12 protein-coding genes and 1 other RNA gene are annotated in these 9,800 nt (G+C 59.3%); 5 read left to right on the top strand and 8 right to left on the bottom strand.

Translation table 11 applies throughout. The annotated features are described in order from the left end of the window. Nucleotides 1-24 precede the first annotated feature (24 nt). Nucleotides 25-300 (top strand): DUF2103 domain-containing protein, encoded by a 276-nt coding sequence (locus FZZ85_RS02305; RefSeq protein WP_226411796.1) that lies wholly within the window; start codon nt 25-27, stop codon nt 298-300. Then, nucleotides 297-527, top strand: coding sequence for a hypothetical protein (locus FZZ85_RS02300; protein WP_226411794.1), 231 nt, complete (start codon nt 297-299; stop codon nt 525-527). The genes FZZ85_RS02305 and FZZ85_RS02300 overlap by 4 nt, the downstream gene beginning before the upstream one ends. A gap of 109 nt (nt 528-636) precedes the next feature. Here FZZ85_RS02300 and FZZ85_RS02295 read toward each other — a convergent pair whose 3' ends face one another. Further along, the gene (locus FZZ85_RS02295; RefSeq protein ID WP_226411792.1) at nt 637-789 is read right to left on the bottom strand and encodes a hypothetical protein; all 153 of its coding nucleotides are present in this window, start codon (nt 787-789) and stop codon (nt 637-639) included. Between the two features lie 128 nt (nt 790-917). Between FZZ85_RS02295 and FZZ85_RS02290 the strand changes: the two genes are divergently transcribed. Beyond that, nucleotides 918-1,130, top strand: coding sequence for a hypothetical protein (locus FZZ85_RS02290; RefSeq protein ID WP_226411790.1), 213 nt, complete (start codon nt 918-920; stop codon nt 1,128-1,130). A 319-nt stretch (nt 1,131-1,449) separates the two neighbouring features. On the opposite strand, the gene ssrS is transcribed toward FZZ85_RS02290, so the two are convergent. The 3 genes from ssrS to FZZ85_RS02275 all read right to left on the bottom strand — a co-directional run bounded on the left by ssrS (nt 1,450) and on the right by FZZ85_RS02275 (nt 3,788). Next, nucleotides 1,450-1,632: non-coding RNA, 6S RNA (gene ssrS, locus FZZ85_RS02285), on the bottom strand. A 7-nt stretch (nt 1,633-1,639) separates the two neighbouring features. Continuing rightward, nucleotides 1,640-2,800 carry a 5-(carboxyamino)imidazole ribonucleotide synthase gene (locus FZZ85_RS02280; protein WP_226411788.1) on the bottom strand — a complete coding sequence of 387 codons (1,161 nt, stop codon included), beginning with the start codon at nt 2,798-2,800 and terminating at the stop codon, nt 1,640-1,642. A 52-nt stretch (nt 2,801-2,852) separates the two neighbouring features. Next, the gene (locus tag FZZ85_RS02275) at nt 2,853-3,788 is read right to left on the bottom strand and encodes a carbohydrate ABC transporter permease (RefSeq protein WP_226411786.1); all 936 of its coding nucleotides are present in this window, start codon (nt 3,786-3,788) and stop codon (nt 2,853-2,855) included. On the opposite strand from FZZ85_RS02275, the gene aroB reads away from it, so the two are divergent. After that, nucleotides 3,787-4,902, top strand: coding sequence for a 3-dehydroquinate synthase (gene aroB, locus FZZ85_RS02270; RefSeq protein WP_226411784.1), 1,116 nt, complete (start codon nt 3,787-3,789; stop codon nt 4,900-4,902). The two genes, FZZ85_RS02275 and aroB, sit on opposite strands and share 2 nt — an antisense overlap. On the opposite strand, the gene FZZ85_RS02265 is transcribed toward aroB, so the two are convergent. After that, nucleotides 4,874-6,022, bottom strand: coding sequence for a class I SAM-dependent methyltransferase (locus FZZ85_RS02265; RefSeq protein ID WP_226411782.1), 1,149 nt, complete (start codon nt 6,020-6,022; stop codon nt 4,874-4,876). The two genes, aroB and FZZ85_RS02265, sit on opposite strands and share 29 nt — an antisense overlap. A gap of 64 nt (nt 6,023-6,086) precedes the next feature. Between FZZ85_RS02265 and FZZ85_RS02260 the strand changes: the two genes are divergently transcribed. Beyond that, nucleotides 6,087-6,896, top strand: a complete 810-nt coding sequence (locus FZZ85_RS02260; protein ID WP_226411780.1) for a TPM domain-containing protein — start codon at nt 6,087-6,089, stop codon at nt 6,894-6,896. Nucleotides 6,897-6,921: 25 nt separating this feature from the next. Here FZZ85_RS02260 and FZZ85_RS02255 read toward each other — a convergent pair whose 3' ends face one another. From FZZ85_RS02255 to FZZ85_RS02245, 3 genes are all read right to left on the bottom strand, one after another. Then, entirely contained in the window at nt 6,922-7,641 is a 720-nt protein-coding gene (locus FZZ85_RS02255; protein ID WP_226411778.1) for a glycoside hydrolase family 104 protein, read from the bottom strand. A 203-nt stretch (nt 7,642-7,844) separates the two neighbouring features. Beyond that, nucleotides 7,845-8,930, bottom strand: a complete 1,086-nt coding sequence (locus tag FZZ85_RS02250; RefSeq protein WP_226411776.1) for a hypothetical protein — start codon at nt 8,928-8,930, stop codon at nt 7,845-7,847. Beyond that, a complete protein-coding gene (locus FZZ85_RS02245) occupies nt 8,924-9,772 on the bottom strand; it encodes a TIGR04168 family protein (RefSeq protein ID WP_226411969.1) in 849 nt (282 codons plus the stop codon). Before FZZ85_RS02245 ends, FZZ85_RS02250 begins: the two co-directional genes overlap by 7 nt. Nucleotides 9,773-9,800 lie beyond the last annotated feature (28 nt).

Here is a 9,800-nt window from a genome sequence, read left to right as displayed (position 1 = left end):
CAGTTCTCGGGTTTTCATTCAGCTTTGGGCCGAGTCGTCATCACCCACAGCACCTATGTGGACGGCTTAATCCCGTGGCTGAAGGCCTTGTCCCATGAGACTGATATCCAGACGATTACCCCTGCCGTGATCAGCCGCGTGCGTGGCCGCAGTCCCGAACTACGGCTGCGGGTGTCCACACCGATCCATGGGGGTTACAAGCTGGTGGCTCGCAAAGGCACCTCAGCCCAAGAGGTCTTTGTGGTGACATCGATGAGTCGGCCAGACCTAGAACAGGCGGTTCTGCATCACCGCCCATGAGGGGATTGGCCTTGCTGGAATCCTGCATCACGAAAGGCCTCAAGATGACCAATAGCAACGTTGGGTTCACGGGCATAGAGATCAGCCCAATCGGATCGGCGGAAACATTGGGTAAGGATGGCCCGGCATGCGACTTCAGCGTCATCCGGCAGGAAGAAGACAGCGTCAGCGAAGGAGCTGCCGAAACAATCAACAAGCAGTCCGCCTGCAAAGGCCAAAAAAAGTGAGAGCAATGAAGCCAAAATCGAACGATGAAATATCAAGCGACAAAAAACTGTTCTAAAAAAAATTATGATTTAACTAAAACTCAATTCAAAATGATCAATAACGACGACATCAATTATTGGAATCAGATAAAGGAATCTTGAATTCCATAAAGAGTGCCTCTGCATCAGCATAATTTTTCTTTTCACGCAAATAAAAAACCTGAGCTTTCCACCAATCCCAGGTTTCCATTTGAATTAGCTCATCCAGGCGGGGATCACGCATCACGACACAGCAACCGATTCAAAGCTAAGGACAACCAAAGAACTGACAAGCTTTGTTCACACAGCAGTAAGCATCATCGACTACACAACGGTTGAGGGGTAACCTTTAATCGCTCAAGCGATCGAACGATGCCCCTGGAAATTACCGTCAAAGAAGGGCAACAAACGACGAAGACTATGGGAAGCTTCGACGATCTCGAAGATGCTCTGACCGAATTCAATGAATTGATCAATCGCCGAAACTGGCATCCAAGCGTGACCACCATTGCGCTGAGCGACACTGACAAAAACAAATGCCTCGCCCAATACGCTCTACAGGAGTTCAACCACTCCGAGAACTAGCCCTAAAAAGCCGATCTACACCAATCCGGACAAAACGAATCTAAAGTTCAGCAAAGCGAGCTTTTCAGAATGAACGGCAAGATTCTGGTGATCGGTATCGGTTCATTCTTCATTATATTTTTTGTGATTGAGTCTTGGTTGATGAGGGGCTTGGCTCACTAATCCAGGTTAAATTTCTTCCAGATATTAACCGAAAAAGAATTTAAAAAACTGAACCTGTAAAGTTTAAACTTTAGACGTATCCAGAGAAAAACTTAAACAATTTATTCGCTGATGGCTTGGGTCAGATCCAGGCAACGACCAAGCAATGAATTGAAGAGGGTGAACCACCATGCCGTGCGAGCCCCAGTGGTCGACCTGGAAGAACCAGAAGGGGCGACAAAGTGGGGTTTCGTTTCCGGCTGCATGGCCGGTCTACGTCACCGTCACGACAGTCTCCCCAAGTCGAAAGAGAGTCAGATCAGAGCACTAGAAAAGGCCGTCACCAACACAGCAGTTCGTTTGCAAGCCTAGTCCTGACTCTCGCTTTCGAGCGGCCAGATCCGGCGAATGGAGGCAAGCGCTGACTCTGCCTCATCGCGCCGCTTCGAGACCGTGTCGCCGTCGAGCAGCAGCGTCACGTGTCCCAACTTGCGCCCCGGTGTTTCCGGGGACTTTCCATACCAGTGCAGGTGAAGCCCCGGCATGGCCTCAAGAGCCTGAAGTCGCTGATCCAAAGGAGCATGGCGCTCCGGATCCAGACCAAGCAGGTTGACCATCAAGGCACCGCGGCTGTTGAGCTCGGGATCAGGCACAGGCAGCCCGGCTGCGATGCAGAGCTGCTGATCAAACTGACTGCTGGTGCAGGCCTCGATCGAGAAATGCCCGGAGTTGTGCGTGCGTGGGGCAATCTCATTCACCTGCAGGCCGGCTGGCCCGTAGAAAAACTCCAAAGCCAACACCCCCACGTAGCCAAGCTTCGTCATCAGCGATGCCGCAACGTTGTAAGCCAAGGCCGCCACCGAGGGTTCTACAGGTGCAGGCGCCAGAACCCAGTCACAAACCTGCTGGTGCTGGTGGGTCTGCACTAAGGGGAAATGGCGGATCCGGCCGCGCTGATCACGGCTGACCACCAGAGCCAACTCCAGCTCGTAGTCCACCCAGGATTCCAGCAACCAATCGTCGGCCCGGACGGCGCGCAACAACTGCGCCAGGGCATCGATTTCGCGCAACACCACCGTGCCCTTGCCGTCGTACCCCCCGCGGGAGGCTTTGGCCATCACGGGGAAGTTCCAGCCCTGTGGAAGTGCCGGTTGAGCGGGCGAAATCAGGCTCAGCGGACACCAAGGCGGGCTGGGAATCGCGAGGTCATCCAAAAGTTGACGTTGAGAGAGTTTGTCGACCAGGGGCGAGAGCGCGGCCAAAGACGGCCGGAAACGAACACCCTGCTGCTCCAGCGGCAGAAGGGCATCGATGTTTACCCACTCGTTCTCGAAGGTGATGCCATCACAGCCCACCACCAGGTCCCGGGTTCCAGCCACATCCCTCGGATCCGCTGCAATGAGACGCGAGGCCAAGCCAGCGGCGGGATCCGCTGCATTGGACGTTTGAACCGCGATCGGAACCCCGCGTTGCGCGGCGGCCTGCACAAGCATCCGTGCCAGCTGACCACCTCCCACAACACCGATCATCGTGTCCGAGCTGATTTCCGCAGCTTGCCACTTTGCAGGGTCGATGACAGCGTCAGATCAGCGGCCGATCGCCGGCAAAGGCCAACCGAATCATGGTGAACAGCAACACCAAGAGGAACAGCGCCAGGCCCAGGGTGCAGGCGTAGCTGATCTCCAACTCAGCAAAGGCCTGGTCGTACACGTAGTAAACGATAGTTCTCGTGGCATCAGCAGGACCTCCCTGGGTCATCATGAATACCTCCTCGAACACCTTCGTGGCCGCGATCGACGACACCACGGCGACCAGGGTCACGTAGGGACTCATCAAGGGCAGAGTGATGTCTAGGTGCTTTCTCCAGCCCTCGCTGCCATCCAGCTCCGCTGCCTCATAGAGCTCTTGAGGAATGCCCTGCAGACCTGCCAGAAAAATCACCATGTAATAACCAAGCCCCTTCCAGAGGGTCACCAACATCACTGCGGGCAGGGCCAGCTGCGGCGTGGTGAGAAAACCAATAGGGCTGAAGGCATCGCCGAGCAGAGCGCTCAACCACCCATTGATCAGTCCGTTCTCGGCATACAGCCAGCGAAAGGCGATCGCTGCGACAACGATCGACACCAATACGGGGGTGTAGAAAGCGCCCCGCAGCAGGGAACGTCCGGGCAAACCCTGATTGACCAACACCGCCAGCGCCAGCGCCCCGAAAACGATGGGCGGCACCACACCAATCAGATAGAGGAAGGTGGTGACCAACACCTGCCGCGCCATCGGATCGGACAGCAAGAGCTCCAGGTTGGCCAAACCAACAAAACGCAGGGGTTCACTGACGTCCAGCCCGGTGGCGGTGAAGCTCATCACCAGGGCCATCAAAGCCGGCACCAGCACCGACAAACTGATCAGTACCACCGCCGGGAACAGGAACGCCCAAGCCGAAAGGGAGTTGCGTACTGATCTCTCGCGCACAGGACCAGCAACACTTTTGAGAGAGTAGGTGGATTCCAGCGGTTTCATGACCACAGTCACCCCGTTGCATCACATCAGCGTTGCGCTGGAGCGCAATCCTTACGAGGTGGTGATTGGAGCCGGCGGCCTTGTCAGGCTCGGTCAGCAGATGCTGGACGCCGGTGTGCAGACTGGTCGGCGTGTCCTGGTGGTCAGCAATCCGGATGTCGCCAGCCCCTATGGCGATGCCTGTCTGAAAAGCCTCAAGGAGGCAGGTTTCAGCGTTGACCTTTTGGTAGTTGACGCCGGCGAACACCAGAAGACCCCCGCCACGGTGGCTTTGATCCACGATGCGGCCTACAACGCCAAGCTCGAACGCAGCTCCTTGATGGTGGCCCTCGGCGGCGGCGTAGTGGGTGACATGACGGGTTTTGCAGCAGCCACCTGGCTGCGCGGCATCCAGGTGGTGCAGGTGCCCACAACCCTTCTGGCCATGGTGGATGCGTCCATCGGTGGCAAGACCGGAGTCAACCATCCCCGCGGCAAAAACCTGATCGGCGCCTTTCACCAGCCGCGCCTGGTACTAATCGATCCCTCCACCCTCAACACCCTGCCCGAACGCGAGTTCCGGGCCGGCATGGCGGAAGTGATCAAATACGGAATCCTCGGCGACACTTCGCTGTTCGAAGAACTGGAGGCCTGCGCCGACCCAAGCACCCCCGCTGGACTTGGAGAGGAACGCCTGAGCTCGATCCTGCAGCGATCGGCCGCGGCCAAGGCCCGGGTGGTGGCCGCTGATGAAAAGGAAGGTGGCTTAAGGGCGATCCTTAACTACGGCCATACCTTCGGCCATGTGGTGGAGACCCTCTGCGGCTATGGCACCTGGCTGCATGGTGAGGCTGTCGCCATTGGCATGGTGGCGGTTGGCGAACTCGCCGTGCTGCGAGGAAGCTGGAGTCGCGACAACGCTGAGCGGCAACGCCTGCTGGTCGAAAGCGCCGGACTCCCCACCGCCTGGCCCGATCTCTGCGCCGATGCGGTTCTCGACAGCTTGCAGGGCGATAAAAAGGTGCGCGACGGTCGCCTGCGCTTTGTGATGCCCACTGGTATCGGTTCTGTTGAAATTCGCGATGACGTCAGTCGCGACGAAATTCTTAGCTGCCTGGAGCGCCTGAAAGGCTGAAGCCGCCTTCAGGCAATCCGCGCCGATAGGTGAGCCAGCGGAACGCACCCAAACCCGCAGGATCCACCAGCCGAAGCAGAGCTTCGCGGCGTTGCAAGGCCTCCGCCAAGCGTTGGCCCGGCAGCTGCTGCAGCCCATACAGACGCTGCGCAAGCCCCAAGGCGAGAAGTGCTTCGCCCTGCTTGGCCTGATCACCCACCAGCCAGCCATTGCGCTGGGCCGCTTCATCCACGACCTCGATGCAGAGGTGTGCCGTGAGGTCCTGCTCGCCGGGCTGATCAAAGGGCGACAGCCCCGCCTGCTGAGCACAAACAGCCATCAAGGTCCCATCGGAGCGGCGAGCCGCGTAATAACGCTGGGCCTCCAGGGCGTAATCAATCACCAGCAGCACGCCCGCATCCACGGCGGCGGCCGCCGCAGAGAACCAGTCGGGCAGTGCGCTACTCCACTCCGTGGTCCACCCCTCTTCGGCATCGGGGGGCGGCAACTGAATGCCGGTTTGGCTGCACACACGCTTGATCTCTTTGTGCAACCCATCCGGAAAAGGCCGATGCGTCGAGCGGAGGCCACCGTTTGGATCAAGCTCCACCCACTGCTGCTGGAGGACTCCCTCCCGCCAGATCAATCGCTCCACCGGGAGGGCATCCAGCAACTCATGGGCGATCACGACCCCATGAACCGGATCGCGGCGCAACTCGCCCAAGGAACACCAACGCATTGGAAGATCATCCACCTCTTGCAACAGGGCCTGTTGCCGCCGCCGCATGCCGGGATTGGCCTCCACCAATACCAACTCGATCTGGCCCAGCAGCTCTGGAGCCGCAACACACAATGCAGCAGCGAGATCCCGGGCCAGATGACCTTCACCAGGACCGATTTCCACGATCGACAGGCGTTGTGCAGGATCCGTCCGGGGAACCGCAGCCAGCCAGGCCAGAAGTTGGGGCGCCAGAAGGGCTGCAAAGTCGCTGCCCAGAGAGGGAGATGTGACGAAATCCCCCTGGGCGCCGATGCGTGCGCGACCTGAGCCGTAATAACCATGCTCCGGCTCATTCAGAGCCAGATCCATGAACCGGGAAAACGGAACGGAACCCCCTGCCTGATGCAGATGCGTTGCCAACCAGTCAGGACAGGACGCAGCTATCGGTTTCATTGGAGAGAATGCCGGTCGCTGCAGCAGTTCCATGGGAACACATCACATCCGACATCTGTGGAGCCTCGTCGTCGTAGCTCTGGTCAGCCTGTGTGTTCTGGTGACGCCGGCTGAGGCCTACGACAACCCGGAGCTGCTGCCGGATCACCCCACACCTGTGATAGACCTCGCCAAGGTGTTTAGCGACACCCAGAGGGCTCAGCTGGAGGCATCTCTGGGGGATGTGGAGGAACGCACCGGCTGGAAAATGCGGGTTTTAACCCAGTACGAGCGCACACCAGGCCTGGCCATACGCGAGTACTGGGGGCTGGATGAAAGCAGCCTGCTGCTGGTGGCCGACCCCCGTGGCGGGAACCTGCTGAACTTCAACGTTGGCGATGCCTACTTCGCGATGATGCCGCGCACCTACTGGGTGGAGCTGCAGACCCGCTACGGCAACCAGTACTACGTGAGGGACCACGGCGAAGACGGAGCCGTCCTGGATGCCCTCAATGCTGTGGAGATCTGTCTGGACCGGGGTGGCTGTCAGGTCGTGCCTGGTCTTCCCCAGGAACAGTGGCTGTGGACTCTGACCACCTCGATCTTTGGCGGCTTGATTGCTGGCTTTGCCGCCTACCCCCGGAAGGAGGGCGAAACCATCGCCTGGGCCTGGTTGCTGCTGCTTTCACCGCTGTGGGTGATGCTGTTCGGCGTCTTTGGCGTCGCTCCCGTGGTGACGCGCACCTCAGAGGTGATGCCCCTGCTGCGAAATGGGGTTGGCTTCCTGGCCGGGGGCATTGCTGCATATCTGGTTGCCCAGGCCACCGTCGGGCAAAAGCTTCAGAACGACGCCGAAGGCTGAGGGACCTAAAAGTTCTCGAGGCTTTTCAGAGCCTGGTGGCGCACTCGATGCGCGACCCGGTACACAGCGCCGGCGGAGGCGCCAGCAGGGCATGTCGCTTGACGTCACGCAGTCGACGTAACTCAGCAAGATTCACATCGTAAAAGGAGCGAAGGCGCGCGTATTTCTTGACGGGCTGACCGTAGTAGCTGCGACCGGCAAGGGTGGGGAATGAGGCCCACTCGGGAGCCAGCATGGCGGCGAGAACTGGGCTGAGAACACCGGTATCGGTCAGAGACAGGGCTTTCCGCCGCTGAATCAGGAACAAAGCACCCTGGTCCTGAGCCTCAGGCCCGAAACCACGCACTCCAATGCTGCGCTGAACCAGGTTCCAGGTGAAGGGCATGAACTGGTAGGCCCCGGCAGCTGCACTGGCGTAGCGGGAGCTATAGATCACCCGGTTGGGATGACGGGCAAGGGAAGGCATCAAGCCACCTCCAAACATCACCCGATAGCCCACATCCAGGCCACCTTTCCAGGTGCCTTCAGCGAAGCGGATCGTGTTGAGCATCGCCCGACGTTCGGGCGTGATCACATAGGGAATTGACCGACTGGGCTGGATATCAGAGGCATGAATTAACTGTGCCCGCGAAGCGGGGGGCAACAGGCTCGCCTGGGCGGGCAGTGGGGAACTGAGAACAGGCAAAACTCCGACGATCACGGCCGCTGAGAGCGTCTGACGACCGATGAATGCAGAGATAGCCATAGAGAGCGTTCAAACAACATGCCCTCGAGAGGGCGAAGAGCAGTTCAGAAGCGGATGAAATGCTCAGGCTGAAACAAATCCACCGGATGCACCTTCTCGAACCAAGGGTTCAAAGCAATAGGTATATATGCCAGTGAAACAATCGGCCAAGACATCAACGTGGAAGCAAATGAGCTCAAAAAGGTGTTGATAAATACCAGAAATTACAAGTGATCTTCCACCCAGTTCACCAGTGTTTGAGCGGCTTCTGAGGCCCCTGATGCAGAAAGAGGGGCGTCGCTTGGCGCCAGCAACGGCTGGTCCAGCTGCCATGCCCCGGTGTCTAGCTCCTGACGGCTGAGGCAACGGTGCTGACCGTGGCGACGCAGACCAGCCATCAACGCCGAAGCTTCAGAAAATCCGCTGCGCTCCACCACGTGCATCCCAACCCCTTGGGCCATCGCCTCACAGAAGCTGCTGAAACCGGGCTTGCCCAGGAAACGGGAGCAACGGCCGAGCACATCAACGGGACGCAGCCCAACCGGCAGAGGCGTGAGGTTGGGGAGCGCCGCCAACTCAAGCGCTTGCGCGGCATCTGCTGAATCCGGAAGCAGGAAATGGTGGTTGGGCCAGAGCTGAAACAGATCCCGCGAAAGGGACAAACCCAGGCCTCCAAAACCCACCAACACCAGGGGAGCGTCCTGGGCATCCAGGGAAGCCTCAAGATCCGCCGGGATGGACCGCGGGCTGGCGCAGACCAAACCGAGCCTCCTTTCAGGCAACCCCCAATTCATCGCCAGATCAAATGGACAGCGCAGCAGCAGATCACCGCAGCAGTAGGACTCAGTGGCAGCGTCAGCCCAGCGTTGGAAGGCAGCCCCCAAGGGGCCATAAATGTCATCCCATCCGAAATTGCTCATCCAAACCAAGGGGGCATCGAGGCGCTGGGCCAAGGCGGCCGCGGCCGGAGGAATGTCCCCAACGATCAGAACCGGCTGCCCCTGCGACGCGAGCCAGACGGCCTCAGCCTCGATCAGGGCCGGCAGCCGTTGCTCCAACTGATTCAGGGCACTGAGGGTGGCGGCGCAATCCACACCGAGCGCGTCGGCCTGAACCATGCCCACATCCCATTGACAGGACCGTTGCTGAATTGATGTATCCCCCAACAGCAGCGTTAGTACAGGAGAGGACAGACCTGAGCTCATCACCAAGGTCCACTCAGGACGCAGGCAGCGCAGCCGCTGCATCACTGCAGCATCGCGGGCGGCATGGCCATAGCCATGACTGCTGCTGCAGAGATAGATCAGCACGGCAGCGGAGCATCCATCGGCAACGACTCCTGATGGATCAACTCAGCATCGGGGGTGTACCAGCGATGGGCAAGCAAAGCGAGACGGGAGCCCTGGAATTCAGCCCAGGAAAGGTGCAATAGGGTCCGCCCTTGCCCATCAACCCCTGAACGCGGCACACAGGCGGCGTTGATCAGCGCGGTCCCATGGCGATGACGCAACAGGTTCTGGCGGAAACCGGAGCCGCGCTTGAGGGCATGGTGCATGTGGCCAAAGATCACCAGATCGGCAGGTCGGCCCTTGGCCATTCGATCCAAAGCAAGGGCCAGATCCTGATCTCCCCAGTCGACCGCCGGTGTCTTCCAATCGCGCCCGCAGGGACTTGCAGCATCGGATCCCAACCCCGAGGGACCGCAGTGGGCCATCACGATCAAGGGCTGATCGTCGGGAACAACTGCTGCGGCCTGAACGATCCGATCGGCTGAGGCATCAAGCGACACCGGGCCGTACACCGCCTCCACTGCTTTCGACAGATGAAAACCTCCACCTGCACTGCAGGGTCGCGCACCCACAACCGTCAATGGGAGCTCGGGCCATTGGATCGAGCGCCAGGCGCAGTGCAGATCGCCGAGCAGAGCAAGTTGCTGCTCAAGGATGCCGCCACTGCGATCCCGTCCGCGGTCGTGGTTTCCCAGGATCACGGCTACGGGAAAGGGAAGCCGCGTGATCCTGCGCGTCAGCCGCAGATCCCCATCAGCGAGATCACCAACGAAGAGAACAGCATCAGGATTGAGATTGTGCAGCAGCTGTTCATCAGCGTCGCCCCAGGCGCCGTGCAGATCACCGGCAATGGCTAGACGCAGGTGCTTCAGAGTGGATGCCTAGTCTGTA

It is taken from the genome of Synechococcus sp. MU1642 (assembly GCF_020514115.1).
Taxonomy (GTDB): domain Bacteria; phylum Cyanobacteriota; class Cyanobacteriia; order PCC-6307; family Cyanobiaceae; genus Parasynechococcus.
The sequence above is the reverse complement of the archived record's forward strand: the minus strand, read 5'-3'. Positions and strand labels throughout refer to the sequence as shown.